The sequence below is a fragment of the Tianweitania populi genome (genome assembly GCF_014652875.1).
Classification (GTDB): domain Bacteria; phylum Pseudomonadota; class Alphaproteobacteria; order Rhizobiales; family Rhizobiaceae; genus Tianweitania; species Tianweitania populi.
This window is the reverse complement of record NZ_BMZQ01000001.1, coordinates 684,802-707,497: the sequence shown is the minus strand read 5'-3', so window position 1 is coordinate 707,497 and position 22,696 is coordinate 684,802. Positions and strand designations below refer to the sequence as shown.

The following is a 22,696-nucleotide window of genomic DNA, read 5'->3' as shown; positions in this document are numbered from 1 at the left end:
AGGTCCGTCTTTTTAGCGACCCCGCCTCCGAGGTCTGAAGGGCGCTCGCATGACTTAAGGGCGATTTGATGAAGTCGCGTGCCAAATGCCCGCAACTTCATCATGCGGCTCAGGTGTTTTGGACCCTTTGAAGGGCCGCGGTCAACTTTTCCACGTCCTGCGTGAGGGTCGCCTTCTTTTCGCGCTCGGCTTCCACGACATCTTCGCGCGCATTGGCGACGAATTTCTCGTTGGACAGCTTCTTGTCGATGCGCTCGATCTCGGCGGTTGCCTTGCCGATCTCCTTGGTCAGGCGAGCGGTTTCGGCGCCGACATCGATCAGGCTGCCCAGCGGCAGACAGATCGTGGCTTCGCCGAGCACCAACTGAGCGGACTGCCCCGGCGCGGTGTCGGCAAATGCGAAGTCACTGACGCGGGCCAGCCGCTTCACCGCACTCTCATGCCGCGCAAAACGAGCCTTGGTTTCAGCCGAAGCATCCACCACGGCGATCGGTGCCGTAGCGCCTGCCGGCACGTTCATCTCCGAGCGCACCGAACGGATGCCGCTCACCAGATCGATCAGCCAGTTCACGTCGGCGGCAGCATCCGCGTCTTCGAAGGACGGAGCCGGCCATTCCGCATGGCACAACAGCGTCGAGCGCTCTGTCTCACGCGCCGTATGCGCCCACAGCTCTTCTGTCATAAACGGCATGAACGGATGCAGCAGCTTGTAGATCTCGTCCAGCACGAAGGCCGCAACCGCCTGGCTTTCCGCCTTGGCCGCTTCGTCTTCACCCATGAAGACCGGCTTCAACAGTTCGAGGTACCAATCGCAGAACTGGTTCCAGACAAAGCGATAGGCCGAACCGGCCGCCTCGTTGAAGCGGTAGGTTTCGATCGCATCGGTGATCTCGCGCGACGTGCGGGTCAGCTCGGTCAGGATCCAGCGGTTAACCGGCAGCTTGGCGTCGGCCAGCCAAAACGCGTCGTTGCGCTTGGCGCCGTTCATGTCGGCAAAGCGCGTCGCGTTCCACAGCTTGGTGCCGAAGTTGCGATAGCCGGCGATACGTGCCGGATCGAGCTTCACGTCGCGTCCCTGCGCGGCCATGATCGCCAGCGTGAAGCGCAGCGCATCCGCACCGTATTCGTCGATCAGTTCGAGCGGATCGATGACGTTGCCCTTGGACTTCGACATCTTCGCGCCGTTCTTATCGCGAACCAGCGCATGAACATAGACCGTGTGGAACGGCTCTTCATCCATGAAGTGAAGACCCATCATCATCATCCGGGCGACCCAGAAGAAAATGATGTCGAAGCCGGTCACGAGAACGTCGGTCTGGTAGTGCTTTGCGAGTTCCGGCGTGTCGTCCGGCCAGCCAAGCGTGGAGAACGGCCAAAGGGCCGACGAGAACCAAGTGTCGAGAACGTCCTCGTCGCGGGTCAGGATCGAGCCTGGCTCCGCATTCTCAAGACGCTCCTGCACCCAGGCCTTCCATGGACCTTCATGCGCGAGGTAGTGCTGAACCGCCGCATCGAGCGCCGCTTCCTCGTCCTTCTCGACGAAGACCGTGCCATCGGGACCATACCAGGCCGGGATCTGGTGACCCCACCAAAGCTGGCGCGAGATGCACCAGGGCTGGATGTTTTCCATCCAGTCGAAATAGGTCTTTTCCCAGTTCTTCGGCACGAAGTTGGTGCGACCCTCGCGCACCGACGCGATGGCAGGTTCCGCAAGGGTTTTGGCGTCGGCGAACCACTGGTCGGTCAGCATCGGTTCGATCACGACGCCGGAGCGGTCGCCGAACGGCTGCATGATCTTCTTGGCCTCGACATAAGGAACGGCATTCCCTTCCTCATCGAGCCGCGTCACGGCCAGACCGTCGGCATTGATGGCATCGACGATGCGCTTGCGGGCCTCGTAGCGATCCAGACCGCGATACTCTTCCGGCACGAGATTGATGCCGTCGACTTCCGACTCGCTCGGCAGCTCGCCGGAACGCGCGATTTCCATCGCGCGCTGCGATTCGCGTGCGTACTCCTCGCCATCGGCGCGCATTTGTGCCTGGCCGTCCATCAGACGGTACAGCGGAATGTCGTTGCGCTTGGCGACCTGGTAATCGTTGAAGTCGTGCGCCCCGGTGATCTTCACCGCACCCGAGCCGAAGGTGGGATCGGGATATTCATCGGCGATGATCGGGATCAGACGGCGATGTTCCTTCGGGCCGACCGGGATCTCGCACAGCTTGCCGACGATCGACGCATAGCGCTCATCCGACGGATGCACGGCCACGGCGCCATCGCCCAGCATGGTTTCCGGACGCGTAGTCGCGATCGCGATGTAGTTGCGCTCTTCGGTCAGCAAGACGACCCCGTCGGCGTCCTTCTCGACATAGGTGTAGGTCTCGCCGCCGGCCAGCGGATACTTGAAGTGCCACATATGGCCGTCGGCTTCGCGGTTCTCCACCTCAAGGTCGGAGATCGCGGTTTCGAACTTCGGGTCCCAGTTGACCAGCCGCTTGCCGCGATAGATCAAGTTGTCCTTGTAGAGCGAGACGAACACTTCAACGACGGCGCGCGACAGGCCTTCATCCATGGTGAAGCGCTCGCGCGACCAGTCGCAGGAGGCGCCTAGACGGCGAAGCTGGTTGAAGATCAGCCCGCCGGACTCATCCTTCCATTCCCAGACCTTGTCGATGAAGGCGTCGCGGCCAAGCTCGCGGCGGCTTGGCTGTCCCTCAGCGGCCAGCTTGCGCTCCACCACCATCTGCGTCGCGATGCCGGCATGATCCATGCCCGGCTGCCACAGCACATTCTTGCCGCGCATGCGCTCGAAGCGGACCATGATGTCCTGCAGCGTGTTGTTGAGCGCGTGCCCCATATGGAGCGAGCCGGTGACGTTGGGCGGTGGAATGACGATGGTAAAAGGCTCGGCGCCTTCACTCGCGCCCGCGCCAGCGCGGAACGCATCCGCTTCCTGCCAAAGTTTCGCGATGCGCGGCTCGACGGACTTCGAGTCGTAGGTTTTCTCTAGCATGGGATTACCGAACCTGCTGAATCAACGCAGCGCGCCTGACGGCCGCTGATCTTGGCGTCGGTTAAAACGCCAAGCTTTCAGCCAAGTCAACCAACGGTGGAATTTTCGACCGCCCAGCGCTTCAGCGAGCCGGACCCCTGGCGATCCGCTCGATCTCTTCGCGCACAAGGCGCTCCACCAAGGTCGGCAGATTGTTGTCGAGCCAATCCGTCAGCATTGGACGCAGCATGGCTTCCGCCATTTCGTCGAAGCTCTTCTGCCGCGTCGCCGCAAAGGCTTCCGACAGTTCCCCGAAAGCTGCGGCAACCTGGCGGCCGGTTCGGTCGGAAATGATGGAAGGCAGCGGGCTGACAGGCGCAGCCTCCGGCGCTGCATTCATCTCGTCTTCGAGCAGATCCTCAAAGGTCAGCATGGGATCCTGTTGGATGGCAGGTTCGGCGCTCGCGCTGGTTGGCTCGGATGCAACTGGTTCGGCGGCCGGTGCGGCAGGCGATGGCGCGACTGCAGCCGGCTCGGCCGCTACACGCGCCGAAAGCGGAACCGCGGCAAGGCTCGGACGAAGTTCCTCGGCGATGCGACGGTCGCGCAGCAGGCTTGCTTGTTCGATAGCGGCATGATCGATCTGGGGTGCCGGACGCGGCTGGGACGCTGCCTCGCGCACACCAAGCCGCATCGTCTCGATATCAGCAACTTCGGCTGGTTCGGAGGGCGCAGCAGTCTCCGCCACTGCCCCATCATTGGCAGGGCGCGCAGTATCGCTGTCTTCAATAATCCTGCGAATGGAGGCGAGAATCTCCTCCATGGAGGGTTCACGCTGAACACTGTTTGCTTGCGCCATGGTCACACCGCCGCCTCATCGCAATCGGCAGCAACCAGGCCACCGAATCAATGGGTTGAGCGTAAACGAACCTCAAGAAACGGTGAATCCCGAAACCGGGATGAAGAGACTTGCGCACAGCATTTGCGCGCAAGTCCCACGGCTTAAGGTCCGGCTTAGCGCCCGTCCGGCGTGCGCAAACCGAACCACTTATCCTTCACAGCATTGTAGTGCTCTTTGGGATCGTGCGCTGCGACCTTCAGGCCGAGCTTGTCAGCAAACAGCTGACCGGTGGCGCTGAGAATTGCGTAGCTCGCCACCACGGCGTCACGCTCGGAATTCGCGAGATTGACCTGCGCGGTGATCACGTCGGCCTGCTGATCCAGCACGTCGAGCGTTGTGCGCTGACCGACATTCAGCTCTTCCTGAACGCCGGACAAAGCGAGCTGCGCCGCAGACACCAGTTCGCGGTTGGCGGCAATCGACTGCTGAGCCGCGATGTACTGCGTCCATGCAGCCGTCACGGCCTGACGAACCTGGTCGCGGCTGACATCGACGTCGATGCGTGCCTGACCGACCTGCTCCTTGTTCCGCCGAACGGTCGCGGAAGTGCGGCCGCCGTTATAGATCGGGATGTTCAGCTGCAATCCGACGCTGGCCGCATCGGTCTCGCCGTCTTGGGTCGTGCTCGGGCTCGAGTCGCGATAGCTGCGCTGAACCGTGCCCTCTGCCGACAACTGCGGCAGCAAAGCGCCTTCAGCCGCTTTAACGGTGAACTCGGTGGCATCAACCACATGCAGGTTCGACTTGATTGCCGGATGAACCAGCAGCGCAGTCGAGATGCCACGATCAAGCGTCGATGGCAGAAGCTTGGTGATCGGCGCCGCAGCGGTCAAACCATCTGGTTCGGAACCGATGACCTGGCGATAGGTCGCCGCACTGGACAGCGCCTGCGCGCGAGCAGCCGCGAGCTGGGCAACTGCCGATGCACGCGTTGCATCAGCCTGCGCCACGTCGGTGCGCGTACCCTCGCCTACTTCGAAGCGGGAGTTCGCCGCACGAACCTGCTCCTCAAGGAAGGCCAGGTTCTGCTGCAAAAGTGCTGCAACGCGACGATCGCGAATGACGTCCATATAGGCCGTCACGGCGTTCTGCAGAATGTTCATTTCCGAATTGCGCAAGGCTTCGCGCTGGGCGAACACCTGCGATTCGGCCGCACGGACGTTGTTCCGGGTCTGGAAGCCGTCGAACAGCGTCTGAGACACCGATACGCCGAAGCCGCCCGTCTGCAGGCGAAACCCCGACTGGCGGGCCAAAGAGTAGTTGGAAAACCCCGCGACAACCGGGCGGTAACCGGACTTTGCAATAGCAACGCCTTCATCCGTCACGCGCACACCGGCACGCGCGGAATTCAGCTGCGAGTTAAATTCATAAGCCTTTGCCAGCGCGCCCGTCAGGGACTCGCTGAAGGCAGCGGAAGAAAATGCCACGCTCGTGGAGAGCAATGCGGCGAACAAACTTTTGGAAAAAATAGACACGCGCCCTCACTGATTGACGGCTAGACCAAATGGCCGCGACCTGCCGACGATGGACTCAGAATATGCAGTCGTCCACGATGCATAGGGCTATACCTTCCACCCGCGGTTGCGCAAGAATGTCAAAGCGAGGTTAAGGGTTCGATCATAAATGCTGCAGCTGTTGTTGCAGCAAGGGCACGGTTCCATAGAACCTTACCATAAGCGCTGTGCAATGATCTCACAGATGCAAGTGCAGGTGCCGATCACCTGCAACCGCCGGTGGCCGATCTCAGCTGAACCTGAAAACGCCTAGAACTGAAAAGCCTTCGGCTTCTCGAAGCCGGGCAGCGGCTGAACGGCTGCATTGAACACGGGCCTGCCGGAAACAGCCTTCGCTTCGCGAACATATAGCCGCGCCGAGCCAGAATTACCGCGACCAACAACAGCAACCAGCCGACCGTGATCTTTCAGCTGATCGAGCAGAACCTGCGGCACCTCGTCCACCGAACCTTCCACGACGATGACGTCGTAAGGGCCCTGCGACGGGTAGCCCTCGTTCAAGGTGCCGGTCACGACGGCGACATTATCATAGCCGAGATGCTGCAAGGCCGATGTGGCATGCTCGGCAAGGGTCGCATCGCTTTCCAGCGCAACAACAGAGCTTGCCAGACGCGACAGGATCGCAGCGCTGTAGCCAGTTCCGGTGCCAACATCCAGAACGAAGTCGTTTGCGCGGATGTCCGCCATCTGCACCATCTTGGCGAAGGGCGAGGCTTCCATCAGGAAACGCGCCGGATTGCCGCCGATTGCCGGTGCAATCTCGAGATCTTCGTCGATATAGGACAGTGCGCGCTTGCGGGCGGGAACGAAGTCCTCGCGCGGCACGGCGAGCATCGCATCGATGATTTCCAGGCTGGTCACATCGGTGGTGCGCACTTGCCCATCCACCATTCTCAACCGCTGGGTAGCGAAATCGACGCTCATCGCAGACCTTGCAGACATTCGGGCGTCCAAGAAGCGGATCCGCCATTTCTGAGATGTGCGAGCCGCGGGTGGAGGCCTCGCCCGGAATCGAACCGGGGTGCAAGGATTTGCAGTCCTCTGCGTAACCACTCCGCCACGAGGCCTCAACGCGCGCCTCGCACAGGGCGGTTCAATAGGTGTCACCCCCCGCGCCGTCAAGCACCTGTTGCGGTTCCCCGCAGCTTTCGCTGTTGCCGCAGAGACAATCCTCAGGCGCTGAAGATCGCCGCGGCTCTTTCAGCCTCCGAAAGCGGCTGGATGACACTTGCCGTCTGGCCGATCGGATTGAAGCCGAGCTTCTGGTAAAGCGGCAGGGCCGCGGGATGATCAAGCGTACAGGTCTGCACGATCACGCGCTTGGGCTGATAAGACCAGGCGGCTTCGATCGCCGCACCGAGGAACCACCGTCCAAGCCCCTGCCCGATCGCCTCGCTCATCATGCCGAAATAGGCGAGATCCACAAAGTCCGGCGCCTGTGCATGAAGATCGAAGAAGCCAACGGGTGCGCCGTCCAGATAAACAACGCGAATGTCGCGGCCCGGCGCCCGCAGATAGGCTTCAAGGTCCCCGTCCGACAGCCGAAGCATGGCGACCCAGTGCCATTTGCGGCCGACGCGATCCATCAGGTATCGGTAATAATGCAGCGGCATGTCGCGCGCCCGCAGCAAAGCGAGCTGCTTGTTTGCAGGCATGCGCGGGTAAGACGAAGGCGGCCGCAACATTTCCAGGAAGGTCACGGTAACCGGGATCGCGTCCTGGGCCTCCTGAGACAAGTGCTTCATGCCTCAGCTGTGGTGATGGGGGTGTCTGAACGCGAACCCCATTCGCTCCAAGAGCCATCATAGAGTTTGACGTCTTTATTGCCGAGTGATTCCAGCGCGAGGAACAGCACGGCAGCCGTGATGCCGGAGCCGCAGGACGTCACGACCGGCTTTTCCAGATCGAGCCCGGCCGATTCGATTTTCGCCTTCAGTTCGTCGGCCGGCAGGAGCTTGCCGTCACGTGCAAGCGACAAGGCAGGCAGGCTGTGCGCCCCGGGCATGTGGCCGCTGCGCATGCCTTCGCGCGGCTCGGGGTCCTTGCCTGTGAAGCGCCCGGCAGGGCGGGCATCGGCGATCTGCCGTTCGCCTGATTCGACGATGCCCATCATGTCTTCGAAAGACGCGATACGCTCGGGGTGCGGATCGACATGGAACACGCAGGGCGCCACTGGCGTCAGCTCGTCCGTCACCGGACGGCCGGCCGCTTTCCAGTTGTCGAAGCCGCCTTCGAGGATGCGAACATCCTTGGCACCGAAGGTGCGCAACATCCACCAAACACGCGGCGCAGTGAACAGGCCGGGGCCGTCATAAACGATGATCGTGTCGTCTGCGGCAATGCCGGCCGTGCCGATGATGCGGGCGAAATCTTCCGGCGACGGCAAAGTATGCGGCAGCTTGCTGGATGGCTCGACCACCTGCTCGTGATCGAAGAACACCGCGCCGGGAATGTGCGCGGCGTCGTATTCGGCCTTCGGATCACGGTTCTGCGCAGGCAAATACCAGGACCCGTCGATGATCGTGACACCCGGCGTATCGAGATTGTCCTGCAGCCAGTCCGGCGTGACGACGAAGTTTTCTTGTTCGCTCATAGGCCTATCCTTCCAATGGACCGAAGCGAAGGCGGAGACGACGATTCTCGCGCCCCTTCTTCTCGATCTTGCCGATATGGATTTCACCGATCTCGCCTGTGGAGCGCACATGCGTGCCGCCGCAAGGCTGGCTGTCGATGCTCGCATCCACGCCGATGCAGACAAGCCGGATCTGTCCGGTGCCCGTTGGCGGGCGGACATTTCTTGACTTCACCAACGAGGGGTTGGCGGCGAGTTCCTCCTCCGAAATCATCCTGATGAACACAGGATGATCGGCGCGCACCAGCGCCATGAGCTTTTCCGTCGCTTCTTCCTTGGTGATGGTTTCGCCCTGCATGTCGAAATCGACGCGCGAATCGTCCACCGACACGGCAGCACCAGTCACGGGGAACTGGCAGAAGGTCGTGAGCAGATGGCAGGCCGTGTGCATGCGCATCAGCTTGAGCCTACGCTCCATGTCGATCGCCAGATGCACATGATCGCCCACCTCCAGCGCCGGTGTGCCTTCCGCCGGGACATGGATGATGTCTTCCTTGGTTTCGCCGGTGATCGTGGTTGCGATCGGCACCATCGTGCCGTCCTCGCGCGTCAGCGAACCAGTATCGCCTGGCTGGCCGCCAGAGGTCGCGTAGAAGATGGTGCGATCCAGAACGATCCCACCATCATCCGTGACCGCAAGCACGGTCGCATCGGCTTCCGCGAGATAGGAATCATCGCGGAACAGAGCCTGCGTCACCGGCATCAGCTGACAGCCTCGAAGGGCACGTCGATTGCCGACTTCTTCTCCATCCAGGTGGGGATGGGCAGGTTCTTGGAGCGCAGGAAGTCGGGATTGAACAGCTTGTTCTGGTAGCGCGAGCCGTAATCGCACAGCACCGTCACGATCGTATGGCCGGGGCCGAGATCGCGCGCCAGCCGGATCGCACCGGCGATGTTGATGCCAGTCGAGCCGCCGAGACACAGGCCCTCTTCCTCGATCAGGTCGAAGATGATCGGAAGCGCTTCGCTGTCTTCAATCTGGTACGGGAAGTCCGGCGCAAAACCTTCCAGATTGGCGGTGATGCGGCCCTGCCCGATGCCTTCGGTGATCGAGCTGCCCTCGGACGCAAACTTGCCTTCGGTGTAGAAGCTGTACAGAGCCGCGCCCATCGGATCGGCCAGGCCGATCTTGATCGCGGGGTTGTGCGCTTTCAGGCCCATGGAAACGCCCACCAGCGTGCCGCCGCTGCCGACCGCGCAGGCAAATCCGTCCACCTTGCCGCCGGTCTGCTGCCAGATTTCCTCGGCCGTGGTGCGGATATGCCCTTCGCGATTCGCGACATTGTCGAACTGGTTGGCCCAGATCGCGCCGTTCGGTTCGGTGCGCGCAAGCTGCTCGGCGAGACGGCCGGAAAGCTTCACGTAGTTGTTGGGATCCTTGTAGGGCACCGCCGGCACTTCGATCAGCTCGGCCCCGAGGATGCGCAGCACATCCTTCTTTTCCTGGCTCTGCGTTTCCGGGATCACGATCACCGTTCGATAACCCAACGCTTTCGCAACCAGTGTCAGGCCGATGCCGGTATTTCCGGCCGTGCCCTCCACGATCACCCCGCCCGGCTGCAGCAGACCCTTTTCTTCCGCGTCGCGGATGATGAACAGCCCGGCGCGGTCCTTCACGGACTGGCCTGGATTCATGAACTCGGCCTTGCCGCAGATCTCGCAGCCGGTTTCTTCCGACGCGCGCTTGAGCCGAATGAGCGGCGTGTTGCCGATCGCGTCGAGTACGGAGCGATCCATGCTGTCCTCACTGATGTCTGATTTCTGGGTGAGCTTAAGAAGCGGCGCGCCCGGTTGCAAGAACGGTTGTTTTATCGCGGAGCCCGCCCAAGGAAATAGGTTCCACGCCCGCATGGAAGCGAAACGGTTTTCACCCGCTTCCGTTCGCGTCACACGGCTGATTGTGGAAACTCTTTCTCGCAGGGCCCGAAGCAGATAGACGCAAAGCCGTTCAGGAGAATGTTGTTATGTCCTTGTTTCGCGCTTCGCCGGAAGATGGTGTCGCATGGGTTACCGGTGCCAGCGGCGGCATCGGCTATGCGCTGTGTTTGGCGCTTGCCCGCGAGGGCTACACGGTGGCGGCTTCGGCCCGAAGCGTCGATAAGCTCGAGACCTTGACCAAAGAAAATGTCGGCAATGGCCGCATCGTCGCCTTCCCACTCGATGTGACGGATGAAGATGCCGCGCGCGCAACCGTCGAGCGGGTCGAAGCCGAGCTTGGGCCCATCGCGCTTGCCGTGCTCAACGCCGGCACCTCGCTGCCGGCTGCCGGAAGCCGCGTGCAGCCGGCTTTGTACGAACGCGTTTATGACGTGAACATCTTTGGCGTGGTGCGCTGTTTGGCGCCCGTGGTGGAAAAGATGAAGGCGCGCAAGCGAGGCCAGATCGCCATCGTCGGCTCGCTCACTGCCTATTTCGGCCTGCCGACGACTGCTGCCTACGGTTCCACCAAGTCGGCGCTGAACACGATTGCCGAGGCCCTGCGCTTCGATCTGCGCAAGATCAATGTGCGCATCCAAATGATCAATCCGGGCTTCGTGGAAACTGCCATGACGCGGCTGAACAAGTTTCCGATGCCGGCTCTGATGCAGACCGACGCAGCCGCCGCCCGCATGGTAACAGGCCTGCGCTCCGGCGGCTTCGAGGTCGTGTTTCCCCGCCGTTTGGCCTGGCCGATGAAGCTCGTGCGCATCCTGCCGCATGGGCTTCGTCACGAGCTGCTGTTTCGTCTCAGCGGCTGGAACAAGCGCAGCTGGGGCTAAAAGAAAAAGGCGGAGCTGGTTTCCCAGGCTCCGCCTTTTTTCCATTCGATCAGTTGGACAATCAGGCCGCGCGCGACGCAGGCTTGCGATTGCCGAAGGTGCGGCGCTTGGCGCGGAACGGCTTGTCGCCCTCCGGCTTGCGCGCGGGCTTTGCCTGGCCCGAACGCTCACCGCCATGCTCGCCCTGCGGCTTGCCGCCACCGCGATGGCCACCGCGATTTGGCTGCGGACGATTGTTCGGACGCTGGTTGCGCGCCGGCTGCGGCATGGCTGCCTGAGCATCGAGATCCACGCCGCCCGACAGATCGCTGGCGATCGTCAGCTTGGTGCGGGTGACCTTTTCCACGGCGCGCAGCTTGGCGGCTTCGGCTGGATCGCACAGCGTGATTGCCACGCCATCGGCGCCGTTACGACCGGTACGGCCGATGCGGTGCACATAGCTTTCCGCCTCATCCGGCAGGTCGAAGTTGACGACATGGCTGATGCCCGGCACGTCGATGCCGCGCGCCGCAATATCGGTGGCAACGAGGATGCGCACGGAGCCATCGCGGAACCCGTTGAGCGCCTTCTGGCGCGCATTCTGCGACTTGTTGCCGTGGATTACGGCCGCGTTAAACCCATCGCGCTCGAGATCGCGGGTGACGCGATCCGCACCATGCTTGGTGCGCGAGAACACGATCACCTGCTTCATGGCTTCATCGGCCAGCAGCTTCGACAGGAACACGCGCTTCTGCTTCAGCGGCACGATATGCACGCTCTGCACGATCTCCTTGGCGGTGGTGCCCTGCGGCGCGACTTCGACGCGGATGGGATCGTTCAACAGCGTATCGGCCAGCGAAGCGATTTCCTGCGGCATGGTCGCGGAATAAAGCGCCGTCTGGCGCTTCGGATGCGTGGCGCGGGCGAGCTTCTTCACATCGTTGATGAAGCCCATGTCGAGCATACGGTCGGCTTCGTCGAGCACGAGCCAGCGCGTTTCCGCAAGCTTCACGTCGCCTTCGCGAACGAGGTCGACCAGACGGCCAGGCGTGGCGATCAGAACATCGACGCCCGGCTGCAGCTTCTTGACCTGGCTGAAGCGGGAAACACCGCCCAGAACCAGCGCCGTCGAGATGTGCATACCCTTGGTGACGGCCTTGATGGTTTCTTCGATCTGCACCGCCAATTCGCGGGTCGGCGCAAGGATCAACGCATGCGCGGTCTTGGGGATGCGCTTGGCGCCCAGTGCCATGATCTTGGTGAGGATCGGCAAGGTGAAGGCGGCCGTCTTGCCGGAACCGGTCTGGGCGATGGCAATGATGTCGCGGCCTTCCAGATGCGGCGGGATGGCGGCAACCTGGATCGGCTTCGGATTGACGAAACCGGCCTTGGCCGTGGACTGAAGCAGAGCACCGGTGATGCCGAGATCGGCCATGGTCGGGGTAGAAATGGTCGGTGTGGAAACAGGAGTATAGGACAAACTAATCTTTCGCGCGGTCAACATGCCGCGATGTGCCGGCGGGCGCAGCCCCGCGACAAAATAAATGATGTGAACGACGTGGCGGCGGAGCCTTGAGCTCCACTCGGTTGCGCTGTCGTGTTCCCTCGAGGGGAACGCTCAACCCTCACCGGAACAGCCCGGATCAGGCAGGATGACGCAACCAGTCTCAGATCGAGAAAGCCGGTCAATGCCAGCCCATGCGCCTACGCCCTGCATATGGGCCTGTTCAGCCGCAAACGCAAGACTTCATTGTCCGGTCTGCCTTGCCTCAGATGATGAGGCTTGCCAGCGCATCGTTGTCGGTGATGTTCTGGTACTGGAAGCCGGCGGCATCCATGTTCACTTCCAGCCGCATGAAGTTCTCGGGCCTGATGGTCTCGATGCCGATCAGAACGGAGCCGAAATTGCGTGCCGACTTCTTCAGATATTCGAAGCGCGCAACGTCGTCTTCCGGCCCGAGCAGATCGAGGAAGCCGCGCAAGGCGCCCGGCCGCTGCGGGAAGCGGATGACATAATACTTCTTCAAGCCTTCGAAGCGCAGCGCACGCTCCTTGACGTCCGGCAGCCGTTCGAAATCGAAGTTGCCGCCCGACACGATGGCGACGATCACCTTTCCTTCACGATCTTCCGGTGCAAGATCCTTCAGCGCGTCGATCGACAGCGCGCCGGCCGGTTCCAGTACCACGCCCTCCACGTTCAGCATCTCGACGATGGTTGCGCAAACGCGGTTTTCCGGAATCAAACGAACATCATCGGCGGAAAACTTGCTGAGTTGCTCGAACGGCGCTGCGCCGATTTCAGCCACCGCCGCACCATCGACGAAGCTGTCGACGCGCGGCAGTCTTTCACGTTTTCCGGTAGCAAGGCTCGTGCGCAGGCTGGGCGCGCCAACCGGCTCGACAAAGGTGAAATTCGTCTTCCAGTCGAGATCGCCGAGATAGTGCGAAGCCCCAGCCGCCAGACCACCACCGCCAACCGGAATGATCATGCGATCGACCGTCACGTCCTCCGGCAGTTGCGCCGCGATCTCCAGCGCAACGGTCGCCTGCCCCTCGATGATGTCGGGATGATCGAAGGGCGGCACCAGCACGGCGCCTGTTTCGGAAGCAAAAGCGATGGCCGCGCGATAGCAATCGTCGAAGAAGTCGCCCACCAGCTTGATCTCGACATTGGAGCCGCCGAACAGCCTTGTCTTGTCGATCTTCTGCTGCGGTGTCGTCACGGGCATGAAGATCACGCCCTGCTTGTCGAAATGGCGGCATACGAATGCCAAGCCCTGCGCGTGATTACCGGCCGAAGCACAAACAAAGCTCCTGGTGTCCGGCGCCGCTTGCAGCGACCGGCGCATGAAGTTGTGCGCGCCGCGAATCTTGTAGGACCGCACCGGCGACAGGTCCTCACGCTTGAGGAAGATGCGCGCCCCGTATTTGCGCGAGAGATAGTCGTTTTCCTGCAACGGTGTTTCGGGAAAGATCTCGCGAATGGCGTGTGCAGCCTCCGCCACGTGGTCAACAAAGGCGGTAGAGGCTTCTTGCGAGGACATGACGGCAACCCGGCTGTGGACGAGGAGGCCGCTATTGCATATTCGAGGGGTTCTCGCCACTCGCCCTTTCCAGGCTCGCGCCGCCACTAGGACATGTGATTGCAAAGCCTCGCCGTCCGCGCTGCCCTCCACGTTGCCGGTATCTTCGGAATGTATCTATCCGGGGCGATGCTGCTGCCGGCGGCGGTCGATCTTTATTATGGTCACGAAGACTGGAAGGTCTTCGTTTTCTCGGCCTTCTTTACAGGCGGTCTATCCATGGGCGTGGCGCTGGCCACCCGTGCCCGCCCGCCGATCGTGTCGCCGCGCTTTGGCTTCCTGCTCGTCAATCTGCTGTGGTTCACCATGGCTGCGGCCGGCGTCGTGCCGTTCATGATGTCGTCGCTCGAACTCAGCTTGTCGGACGCCGTGTATGAAGCCGTGTCCGGCATCACCACGACAGGCGGCACCGTCATCAACGGTTTGGACGAAGCCCCTCCCGGCATTCTCCTGTGGCGATCGCTCCTGCAATGGATGGGCGGCCTCGGCGTCATCGCGCTCGGCCTGTTTCTCCTTCCCTTCCTCAATATCGGCGGCATCACCTATTTCCGCATCGAGTCGACAGACATCGAGGACCGGCCCTTCGAGCGGCTGGCGACCTTCACCTTCACGCTGCTGGCGATCTATATCGGGCTGACGCTTGCCTGCGCCTTCGCCTATGCCGCTGGCGGAATGGGCAGCTTCGATGCGCTGAACCATGCCATGACGACAATCTCGACAGCCGGGCTTTCGACCCATGACGTGTCCTTCGGCATGTATGCCGAAAACTACACGATCCTTTGGACGGCCATCGTCTTCATGTTCATCGGCGCGCTTCCTTCGTCGATCCTCATCCTGTTTGCCGTGCGCGGGCGGACAGAAGCGCTCGGCGATCCGCAGATCCGCGTGTTTGCCGGTTATACGATCGTGTTCGCGCTGGCCGTCGCCATCTATCTGCGGGTATCGACCGGCATGCCCTTCGGCGCGGCCATTACCCACGCCACCTTCAACTTCGTGTCGATCATCACGACCACCGGCTTTGCGTCGGTGGATTATTCGCAATGGGGGCCGTTCGCCGTTGCCTGCGCCTTTATCGCCACCTTTCTCGGCGGCTGCTCGGGCTCGACTGCCGGCGGCATCAAAGCCTATCGCTTCCTGATCCTGTATGAGCTGCTCGTGAACGGCTTGAAGCGCCTGATCTATCCGAACATGGTTCTTCCCGTTCGGTACGGCGACCGGCCCGTCGAGGAGGCCATGCAGCGCGCCGTCGTGCTGTTCATCTCCGCCTTCATGATGATCTGGCTGATTACGACCATCCTGCTTGCGGCTACTGGCCTCGATCTCATGACTTCGCTGAGCGGTGCGCTGGGCTCGCTGACCAATGTCGGTCCGGGTCTCGGCGAGGCCATCGGCCCTGCCGGCAACTATTCGGGCGTGCCCGATTCTGCCAAATGGGTGCTGTGCTTCGCCATGCTGCTTGGGCGATTGGAAATTCTGGCCGTGCTGGTGATCTTTACGCCGGGCTTCTGGGGACGCTGACAATGACCATGCCCACCACCGCCTCCCTGACACGGCTGTGTATAGTAACTTTGCTTAGCCTGACGCTCGGCGCCTGTGCCGGACGAAGCGCGTTTCCTCTGGTGCCGGTCGCCGATGCCGCATCGAACCCCAAGGTGGAAGCGGATCATGATATCTTCATCGCGACTACCCGCGCCAAGTCCGATGATCCCGCCTATGTCTACAGCGGATCCCGGGCCGAAGATGGAGTGAGCTTCGCGCGCATCGACGTAACGGTTCCGGCCGTGCATCAGGTTGGCATGATTGAGCGTTCCCGCAACAACAAGCCGGATCCGGCACGCTTCTTCACGCCCACCCAGATCGCGCTTTACAAGGAGGATGAACCCTTCCGCCGCGACCTTGATGCCGACATCAAGAAGAAGGGCGGTCGTGCCCTCGTCTTCATCCACGGCTACAATACAAGTTTCGACGAAGCGGTTTATCGCACCACGCAAATCGTTCACGACGCTAAATATCCCGGTACGCCGGTGCTCTTCACTTGGGCATCCGCCGGCCGCACGCTCGATTATGTCTATGACAGCAACAGCGCGACGGTTGCCCGCGACAGCCTGGAGCAAACCCTGCGCGTTCTGGCGGACTCCGGTGCCAGCCGCATCGACATCATCGCCCATTCCATGGGCACCTGGCTGACGATGGAAGCGCTTCGCCAGCTCGCCATCACCAATGACGGCACCCTCAACGGCAAGCTCGGCGACGTCATCCTCGCCTCGCCCGATATCGACATCGACGTTTTCCGCTCGCAGATGCGCCGCTACGGCACGCCGAAGAAGCCGTTCCTGCTGCTGCTGTCGCGCGACGATAATGCGCTTCGTATCTCCGGCCTCATCGCCGGCAACCGTCCGCGTGTCGGTGGCTATGATGACGATGCTGCGCTTGCCAAGCTCGGCGTTACCGTTGCCGACCTCACAGAAGTGCATTCGGCCGATCGATTGAACCACGCCAAGTTCGCCGACAATCCGCTGCTGATCCAGATGCTCGGCGAACAGCTCCGTTCCGACGGCAGCATGCGTGGCGACAATGCCGGCAACCCGGCAGGCCGGGTCGAGACCTTCGGCTCAGCGCTCGGCCAGACCGTCGCCTCCGCCGCCTCGATCGTGGTCACCACCCCATTCGAGGTCTTCAACGTGGTGCTGGGTCAGTAGAAGCGTCGTCGTCTACGACCAATTGATAACGGGAAAGATCCTCCTTCGGACCGCTTGAACCGCTTTTCACGACCGGAACCGGTTGCGAAAAGCGGAAAAAAAGGGAACGATTACGGAAATTGCGCGGGGATTCCGGGAGGAAATCGGAAGAACCGTCCGTAAAACCGGGAGGAACTTCGTGAAAAAACTGGTGGCAGTTCTCGCCGCAGGTCTGTCTTTCGCCGCTGTTGCGAGCGTCCAAGCGCAGACCTTCCCCGACCGCAACATCACCGTCGTCGTGCCTTTCGCGGCCGGCGGCCCGACCGATACGGTGACCCGCCTGGTCGCCGAAGCCATGTCGAAAGACCTCGGCCAGCAGGTCATCGTCGAGAATGTCGGCGGTGCCGGCGGCACCCTTGGCGCCGGTCGCGTGGCCGATGCGGACCCGGACGGCTACACGCTTCTGCTGCACCATATCGGCATGGCAACCAGCGCCACGCTCTATCGCAAGCTGTCCTATGACACGCTGAATGCGTTTGATTACATAGGCTTGGTGACCGAAGTTCCCATGACGCTTGTTGCCCGCAAGGACCTCGAGCCGACCGATCTTAAGAGCCTGGTGGAATACGCCAAGGCCAACAAGGACACCGTCACGGTCGCCAATGCCGGCATCGGCGCGGCCTCGCATCTCTGCGGCATGATGTTCATGAGCGCCATCGACACCTCGCTCGTCACGGTCCCCTACAAGGGCACCGGCCCGGCCATGACCGATCTGCTGGGCGGCCAAGTCGACATCATGTGCGACCAGACCACCAACACAACCAAGCAGATCCAGGGCGGCACGATCAAAGCCTACGCCGTCACCACCCCGGAGCGCCTCAAGGTTCTGCCCGACGTTCCAACCGCAGCGGAAGGCGGTTTGAACAACTTCGACGTCTCCATCTGGCACGGCCTTTATGCGCCCAAGGGCACGCCGGCCGATGTGGTCGACCGCTTGTCAAAGTCGCTGCAGGTTGCCTTGGCAGACAAGAACGTCATCGATCGCTTCGCCGAGCTGGGCACCATCCCGTCACCGGCCGCCGACGCCACCCCTGCTGCCTTGAAGGCCAAGCTGGAAGGCGAGATCGCCCGCTGGAAGCCGGTGATCGAGGCCGCCGGGCAATACGCCGACTGATCCAGTCCGAGGGCGGCTGAGCAGGCCGCCCTTTTCTTGCGCCCTTTATCCGGATTGCTCATGAAATCTGTTTCCATCGATCCAGCCAACGGAGCGGCCGGCGCGCTGTTCATCGCCATCGGCGCGGTGTTCGCCTTCCAGGCTTTCGGCCTCGAGCTTGGCACAACCTTCCGCATGGGCCCCGGTTATTTCCCGCTGGTGCTGGCGCTCATCCTGATCTTCCTGGGCTGCATCGTGCTTGTTCAAGCAACGCGGGTTCAAGGCGAACCGATTGGCGCGTTTGCCTGGCGCGGCATGCTGCTTATCCTGCCGGCGCCCATCATCTTCGGCCTGACTGTGCGCGGCCTGGGCTTCGTCCCTGCCCTTTTCCTGGCCGCACTGATCGCCGCCTTCGCTTCAACCCGCATGCGTCCGCTTATGGCGATTGTGCTTGCCGCAGCGGTCACGCTTTTCTCGACCTTGGTGTTCATCAAGGCGCTGGGTTTGCCGTTCCGCTTGTTCGGACCTTGGTTGGGATACTGACCTGATGGAATTGTTCAGCAATCTCGCGCTCGGCCTTGCCACCGCCGCTTCACCCTGGAACCTACTGTTCTGCTTGATCGGCGTGCTTCTCGGCACCCTGGTCGGCGTGCTGCCCGGCATTGGTGCGACCGCTACGATCGCCATGCTGTTGCCGATCACCTTCCAGCTCGAACCGGTTTCATCGCTGATCATGCTGGCCGGCATTTATTATGGTGCGCAGTATGGCGGTTCAACCACCGCGATCCTGATCAACATGCCCGGCGAAAGCTCGTCGGCCGTCACCGCGCTCGATGGCTACCAGATGGCGCGGCGCGGAAAGGCCGGCTCTGCACTGGCAATCGCAGCGCTTGGTTCGTTCTTTGCGGGAACGGTCTCGACCTTCCTCGTCGCCCTTTTCGCACCGCCTTTGACATCGATCGCGCTACAGTTCGGTGCAGCTGAGTATTTCTCGCTGATGGTTGTGGGCCTTGTTTCGTCGATCGCGCTTGCTCATGGGTCCATCGTGAAAGCGCTTGGGATGGTGGTTCTGGGGCTTCTGCTCGGCCTGGTCGGCACCGACATCTATAGTGGGACCCCGCGCTTTACGTTCGGCATTCGGGAATATTCGGACGGATTAAACTTCGTGGCGGTCGCCGTGGGCGTGTTCGGCATTGCCGAGATCCTTCGCAACCTGGAAACCGAAAAAACTCGCGAACTCCTGATGGCAAAAGTCGGCGGCTTGTTCCCGTCGCGCGAAGACCTCAGGGCCATGATCGCACCTATGCTGAGGGGCACCGCAATCGGGTCCGCACTCGGCATCCTGCCGGGCGGTGGAGCGATCCTGGCCGCCTTCGCGTCCTATACGGTCGAAAAGCGCGTTTCGAAGACGCCGGACGAGTTTGGGCGCGGAGCGGTAGCGGGCGTGGCTGGGCCCGAATCGGCCAACAATGCTGGCGCCCAGACGTCATTCATTCCGATGCTGACGCTCGGCATTCCGGCCAACCCGGTGATGGCGCTGATGATCGGCGCGATGATCATCCAGGGCATTGTGCCCGGACCCAACGTCGCGACCGAGCAGCCCGCTCTGTTCTGGGGCATCATCGCGTCCATGTGGATCGGCAACCTGATGCTGGTGATCCTGAACCTGCCGCTGATCGGGCTTTGGGTGAAGCTGCTGACTGTTCCTTATTACGTGCTGTTTCCGATCATCATGGCCTTCTGCTCGATCGGCGTTTACAGCGTCAACGGCAATGCCTACGACCTCTATGCCGTCGCCTTCTTCGGTCTGATCGGCTACGTGCTGGCCAAGCTGCGGTGCGAGCCGGCACCGCTTCTTCTGGGCTTCGTGCTTGGACCGTTGCTGGAAGAAAACCTGCGTCGCGCCATGATCATCTCGCGCGGCGATCCGTCCGTCTTCGTGACACGTCCGATCAGTGCCATTCTGCTTCTGCTGGCGCTTGCGGTCCTTGTCGTGGTGTTCCTGCCTTCCGTGCGCAAGAAGCGCGACGAAGTCTTCGTCGAGGAGGACTGAGGTTTCAGGCAAGGAGAAGCAATGCTTCGTGTGCAGAAGATTGTGATCGAGCAGGTTTACGTCCCAACCGCCAGGCGCAAGACGCTGCATCCAGACACGGTTCGCCTGTTGGCCGAGGACATCCTTCAAAACGGCATGCAGACACCGATTCAGGTCAGGCATGACCAGAACCGTTATGTGTTGGTGGAAGGGCTGCATCGCCTGGAGGCGGCGAAATGGCTCGGAGAAACCGTTATCGACGCCTACCTTGTCCAGGCTCGGCGGCACTGACGCTCAGGTGTTGACGCCAAGTTCGGCAAGGCGCTCGACGCAGGCTTCTTCGGCGTGGTCGAGTTCTTCCAGGGTTTCCTCTAGATCACGCCGCTTCTGGCGGAGATCATCACGCTTTTCGTCGATGCGCTGGATCATCAGCTTGAGCTGCCCGACCTCGCCGGGCGGCTCCTTGTACATCTGAACAATCTCGCGGATTTCGTTGATGGAAAAGCCAAGCCGCTTTCCGCGCAGGATCTGTTTCAAGAGGTGGCGGTCGGTCGGACGAAACAACCGGGTCCGCCCACGTCGCACGGGGTGGATGAGCCCTTCATCTTCATAAAAGCGCAGCGTGCGCGTGGAGATGTCGAACTCCCGCGTCAATTCCGTGATCGTATAGTATTCTCGCACGTAGCGCTGGCTCACCGCTTTTCTTGAGCCGACCTTGTCACCGCATTTACGTAAGAGTCAAATGCGGTAGGCGATGCCCAGCGGATCGTTCAAGCCAGACCAAACCACCAGGTTGCCAGACCAAGGAACGCGAAGAAGCCGACAATATCCGTCACCGCCGTGACGAACACGGATGAAGACACGGCAGGATCGGCACCCACCTTGTCCAGCAAAAGGGGAATCAGGATCCCGCCAAGGGCTGCCGCAAACATGTTGATGACCATGGCTGCGGCAATCACGCCGCCAATGTTGATATCCCCGAACCAGAAGCCGGCAACGCAGCCGATCAGCACCGCAAACAAGATGCCGTTGATCAGGCCGACACCCATCTCACGCCGGATGATACGGCCGGCATTGTAGATATCGAGGTCGCGTGTCGCGAGTGCGCGAACGGTCACCGTCATCGTCTGCGAGGCGGCGTTACCGCCCATACCCGCGACGATCGGCATCAGCACCGCAAGCGCCACGATCTGCTCGATCGTTCCTTCGAACAGGTTGATGACCGATGCCGCCAGGAACGCCGTTACGAGGTTCACCAAGAGCCACGGAACGCGCGAGCGCGACGTGTCACGCACCGAATCGGATAGTTCTTCATCGCCGACGCCACCCATGCGCAGAAGGTCTTCCTCGGCCTCCTGCTGAATCACGTCGACGACGTCATCGATGGTCAGCACGCCGACGAGACGTTCGTTCTCGTCCACGACGGCCGCCGATAGAAGATCGTACTGCTCGAATTCGCGCGCGGCCTCTTCCTGGTCCATCGTGGCCGGGATGGCATGGCGGGTTTCATGCATGACCTCTTCGATCCGCACGCCCCGTTTGGAGCGCAGCACCTGATCGAGATCCACCGCTCCGAGTAGTTTGAAGGTCGGATCGATCACGAAAATCTGGCTGAAGCGCTCCGGCAGATTGCCGTCTTCACGCATGTAATCGATGGTCTGGCCGACGCTCCAGAACGCCGGCACGGCCACGAACTCCGTTTGCATACGGCGTCCGGCGGTTTCTTCCGGATAATCCAGCGAGCGGCGAAGACGGACGCGTTCGGTGAACGGAAGCTGGGCAAGGATCGCTTCCTGATCCTCTTCGTCCAGATCTTCCAGAATGTAGACGGCATCGTCCGAATCGAGTTCCTGAACCGCTTGGGCGATCTGCTCGTTCGGCATCGCGTCGACGATCTCGGCGCGAATATTGTCGTCGACCTCGGTTAGCGCCGTAAAGTCGAAATCGGCGCCGAGCAATGTCACCAGATCGCTGCGCTGATCAGGCTGGAGAGCCTCGATCAGGTCGCCCATTTCCGATTGGTGAAGGTCCTCGATCTCCCGCTTGAGAGCGGCAGCATCGCGCCGATCGAGCGCATCGCTGATCGTTTGCAGGAAGCTGGCGCGGATCGCACCACCTTCGTTGTAGATGTCCGCTTCAGGAGAGGCGTTGCGTTGATCTTTGTCGACGCCGTGCAAGTCGTCCAAGAGCGCCTCCAAAAGCCGTTTGATGATAGGGGAAGCCGGCTGGACGCCCGCTTCGCGAGCCATAACCCCTTATCGTGACGGAGGCAAAACGAAATGCGGCTTAGGCGATAAAGAACCGCCTTAGCGTGCTAAAGGCCACGGCATGACGCAAGTTGCACTTCATAGCGCTTGGCCATCGCCGCCATCTCCCGCGCATAGCGCTGGACGCCCTTGTTGTCGCGCGTGGCGCCGCCATCAAAGCCCGACCAGCCGAGGTAATAAGCAAGATAGAGATTGTACGCATCGTTGGGCGCAACGCCCTTCGTGGCGACGGTGCGGGCATGGTACCAGCCGACGAAATCCACGGCATCGGCGAAGCTGTTGCGCCGCGCCAGCGACCGGCCTGTTTCCAGACGATACTGCCGCCACGTCCCGTCCAGGGCTTGCGAGTACCCGTATGCGCTAGACGGACGCGACCAGGGGATCAAGCCCAGCAGCTTCGTGCGCGGTGGCCGCGCGTCACTTTGGAAGCCCGATTCGCGCCGCAGCGTGGCCATCAGGATCGGCACCGGAATGCCATAAGCGCGCTCCGTACGCTTGGCCGCAGCATGCCAATCATCGAAGAAACCGTCGCGCTGATTGAACACAGCACAGGCATTGTTGATGTTGCCCGGTGCACTCGCGCATCCCGCCAAGGCCGTCATCAGCAAACAGGCATAAAGAGGTTTCTTCGTCATGCGCGGAAGAAACAGCCGGATGCTTAAAGATCGCGTAAAGATGGAATTAACGAAGGTGGAAGGCTAGCTGC

Annotated in this window: 20 protein-coding genes and 1 tRNA gene; 7 read left to right on the top strand and 14 right to left on the bottom strand. The window is 61.4% G+C overall.

The window, feature by feature from the left end:
- Positions 1-109: 109 nt before the first annotated feature.
- From IE166_RS03500 to IE166_RS03460, 9 genes are all read right to left on the bottom strand, one after another.
- Positions 110-3,013 (bottom strand): valine--tRNA ligase, encoded by a 2,904-nt coding sequence (locus tag IE166_RS03500; RefSeq protein WP_189501638.1) that lies wholly within the window; start codon positions 3,011-3,013, stop codon positions 110-112.
- A gap of 121 nt (positions 3,014-3,134) precedes the next feature.
- Positions 3,135-3,815, bottom strand: coding sequence for a PopZ family protein (locus tag IE166_RS03495; RefSeq protein ID WP_244641309.1), 681 nt, complete (start codon positions 3,813-3,815; stop codon positions 3,135-3,137).
- 191 nt (positions 3,816-4,006) lie between these two features.
- Positions 4,007-5,368, bottom strand: a complete 1,362-nt coding sequence (locus IE166_RS03490) for a TolC family outer membrane protein (protein WP_189501634.1) — start codon at positions 5,366-5,368, stop codon at positions 4,007-4,009.
- A 288-nt stretch (positions 5,369-5,656) separates the two neighbouring features.
- Positions 5,657-6,331 (bottom strand): protein-L-isoaspartate O-methyltransferase family protein, encoded by a 675-nt coding sequence (locus IE166_RS03485; protein WP_189501632.1) that lies wholly within the window; start codon positions 6,329-6,331, stop codon positions 5,657-5,659.
- Between the two features lie 69 nt (positions 6,332-6,400).
- Positions 6,401-6,474 (bottom strand) — tRNA-Cys (locus IE166_RS03480).
- 105 nt (positions 6,475-6,579) lie between these two features.
- Positions 6,580-7,152 (bottom strand): GNAT family N-acetyltransferase, encoded by a 573-nt coding sequence (locus IE166_RS03475; RefSeq protein WP_189501630.1) that lies wholly within the window; start codon positions 7,150-7,152, stop codon positions 6,580-6,582.
- Positions 7,149-8,000, bottom strand: coding sequence for a 3-mercaptopyruvate sulfurtransferase (gene sseA, locus IE166_RS03470; protein WP_189501628.1), 852 nt, complete (start codon positions 7,998-8,000; stop codon positions 7,149-7,151). Before sseA ends, IE166_RS03475 begins: the two co-directional genes overlap by 4 nt.
- 4 nt (positions 8,001-8,004) lie before the next feature.
- Entirely contained in the window at positions 8,005-8,742 is a 738-nt protein-coding gene (locus IE166_RS03465; protein WP_385964366.1) for an alanyl-tRNA editing protein, read from the bottom strand.
- Complete coding sequence (locus IE166_RS03460) at positions 8,742-9,776, bottom strand: cysteine synthase A (RefSeq protein WP_189501626.1); 1,035 nt, start codon at positions 9,774-9,776, stop codon at positions 8,742-8,744. Before IE166_RS03460 ends, IE166_RS03465 begins: the two co-directional genes overlap by 1 nt.
- Positions 9,777-10,003: 227 nt before the next feature.
- On the opposite strand from IE166_RS03460, the gene IE166_RS03455 reads away from it, so the two are divergent.
- Positions 10,004-10,798: an SDR family NAD(P)-dependent oxidoreductase gene (locus tag IE166_RS03455; RefSeq protein WP_189501624.1), complete on the top strand. Its 795-nt coding sequence runs from the start codon at positions 10,004-10,006 to the stop codon at positions 10,796-10,798.
- A gap of 61 nt (positions 10,799-10,859) precedes the next feature.
- Here the strand turns inward: IE166_RS03455 and IE166_RS03450 are convergent, their stop codons facing one another.
- Together IE166_RS03450 and ilvA are read right to left on the bottom strand one after the other, a co-directional pair.
- Positions 10,860-12,212: a DEAD/DEAH box helicase gene (locus IE166_RS03450; RefSeq protein ID WP_244641397.1), complete on the bottom strand. Its 1,353-nt coding sequence runs from the start codon at positions 12,210-12,212 to the stop codon at positions 10,860-10,862.
- A 334-nt stretch (positions 12,213-12,546) separates the two neighbouring features.
- Entirely contained in the window at positions 12,547-13,821 is a 1,275-nt protein-coding gene (ilvA, locus tag IE166_RS03445) for a threonine ammonia-lyase IlvA (RefSeq protein ID WP_189501620.1), read from the bottom strand.
- Positions 13,822-13,920: 99 nt separating this feature from the next.
- Here ilvA and IE166_RS03440 point away from each other — a divergent pair, with 99 nt between their 5' ends.
- The 6 genes from IE166_RS03440 (at position 13,921) to IE166_RS03415 (ending at position 20,014) form a co-directional block, all read left to right on the top strand.
- Complete coding sequence (locus IE166_RS03440) at positions 13,921-15,378, top strand: TrkH family potassium uptake protein (protein WP_189501618.1); 1,458 nt, start codon at positions 13,921-13,923, stop codon at positions 15,376-15,378.
- A 2-nt stretch (positions 15,379-15,380) separates the two neighbouring features.
- Positions 15,381-16,559, top strand: a complete 1,179-nt coding sequence (locus tag IE166_RS03435) for an alpha/beta hydrolase (protein ID WP_244641308.1) — start codon at positions 15,381-15,383, stop codon at positions 16,557-16,559.
- 178 nt (positions 16,560-16,737) lie between these two features.
- Positions 16,738-17,712 carry a tripartite tricarboxylate transporter substrate-binding protein gene (locus IE166_RS03430; RefSeq protein WP_189501616.1) on the top strand — a complete coding sequence of 325 codons (975 nt, stop codon included), beginning with the start codon at positions 16,738-16,740 and terminating at the stop codon, positions 17,710-17,712.
- A gap of 60 nt (positions 17,713-17,772) precedes the next feature.
- Positions 17,773-18,234, top strand: coding sequence for a tripartite tricarboxylate transporter TctB family protein (locus tag IE166_RS03425; RefSeq protein ID WP_189501614.1), 462 nt, complete (start codon positions 17,773-17,775; stop codon positions 18,232-18,234).
- 4 nt (positions 18,235-18,238) lie between these two features.
- Positions 18,239-19,744, top strand: coding sequence for a tripartite tricarboxylate transporter permease (locus IE166_RS03420; RefSeq protein WP_189501612.1), 1,506 nt, complete (start codon positions 18,239-18,241; stop codon positions 19,742-19,744).
- 21 nt (positions 19,745-19,765) lie between these two features.
- Positions 19,766-20,014 carry a ParB N-terminal domain-containing protein gene (locus tag IE166_RS03415; RefSeq protein ID WP_189501610.1) on the top strand — a complete coding sequence of 83 codons (249 nt, stop codon included), beginning with the start codon at positions 19,766-19,768 and terminating at the stop codon, positions 20,012-20,014.
- Between the two features lie 3 nt (positions 20,015-20,017).
- Here the strand turns inward: IE166_RS03415 and IE166_RS03410 are convergent, their stop codons facing one another.
- The 3 genes from IE166_RS03410 to IE166_RS03400 all read right to left on the bottom strand — a co-directional run bounded on the left by IE166_RS03410 (position 20,018) and on the right by IE166_RS03400 (position 22,625).
- Positions 20,018-20,404: a MerR family transcriptional regulator gene (locus IE166_RS03410; protein ID WP_189503218.1), complete on the bottom strand. Its 387-nt coding sequence runs from the start codon at positions 20,402-20,404 to the stop codon at positions 20,018-20,020.
- A gap of 89 nt (positions 20,405-20,493) precedes the next feature.
- Complete coding sequence (mgtE, locus tag IE166_RS03405) at positions 20,494-21,909, bottom strand: magnesium transporter (protein WP_385964359.1); 1,416 nt, start codon at positions 21,907-21,909, stop codon at positions 20,494-20,496.
- Positions 21,910-22,037: 128 nt separating this feature from the next.
- A complete protein-coding gene (locus tag IE166_RS03400) occupies positions 22,038-22,625 on the bottom strand; it encodes a transglycosylase SLT domain-containing protein (RefSeq protein WP_189501606.1) in 588 nt (195 codons plus the stop codon).
- Positions 22,626-22,696: the final 71 nt, after the last annotated feature.

Coding starts and splice junctions, on each gene's coding strand:
- IE166_RS03420 (WP_189501612.1), top strand. CDS start 18,239: ATGGAATTGTTCAGCAATCTCGCGCTCGGCCTTGCCACCGCCGCTTCA.
- IE166_RS03400 (WP_189501606.1), bottom strand. CDS start 22,625: ATGACGAAGAAACCTCTTTATGCCTGTTTGCTGATGACGGCCTTGGCG.
- IE166_RS03455 (WP_189501624.1), top strand. CDS start 10,004: ATGTCCTTGTTTCGCGCTTCGCCGGAAGATGGTGTCGCATGGGTTACC.
- IE166_RS03435 (WP_244641308.1), top strand. CDS start 15,381: ATGACCATGCCCACCACCGCCTCCCTGACACGGCTGTGTATAGTAACT.
- IE166_RS03415 (WP_189501610.1), top strand. CDS start 19,766: ATGCTTCGTGTGCAGAAGATTGTGATCGAGCAGGTTTACGTCCCAACC.
- IE166_RS03485 (WP_189501632.1), bottom strand. CDS start 6,331: ATGAGCGTCGATTTCGCTACCCAGCGGTTGAGAATGGTGGATGGGCAA.
- IE166_RS03475 (WP_189501630.1), bottom strand. CDS start 7,152: ATGAAGCACTTGTCTCAGGAGGCCCAGGACGCGATCCCGGTTACCGTG.
- IE166_RS03450 (WP_244641397.1), bottom strand. CDS start 12,212: ATGGCCGATCTCGGCATCACCGGTGCTCTGCTTCAGTCCACGGCCAAG.
- ilvA (WP_189501620.1), bottom strand. CDS start 13,821: ATGTCCTCGCAAGAAGCCTCTACCGCCTTTGTTGACCACGTGGCGGAG.
- IE166_RS03465 (WP_385964366.1), bottom strand. CDS start 8,742: ATGCCGGTGACGCAGGCTCTGTTCCGCGATGATTCCTATCTCGCGGAA.
- IE166_RS03495 (WP_244641309.1), bottom strand. CDS start 3,815: ATGGAGGAGATTCTCGCCTCCATTCGCAGGATTATTGAAGACAGCGAT.
- IE166_RS03500 (WP_189501638.1), bottom strand. CDS start 3,013: ATGCTAGAGAAAACCTACGACTCGAAGTCCGTCGAGCCGCGCATCGCG.
- IE166_RS03460 (WP_189501626.1), bottom strand. CDS start 9,776: ATGGATCGCTCCGTACTCGACGCGATCGGCAACACGCCGCTCATTCGG.
- IE166_RS03425 (WP_189501614.1), top strand. CDS start 17,773: ATGAAATCTGTTTCCATCGATCCAGCCAACGGAGCGGCCGGCGCGCTG.
- sseA (WP_189501628.1), bottom strand. CDS start 8,000: ATGAGCGAACAAGAAAACTTCGTCGTCACGCCGGACTGGCTGCAGGAC.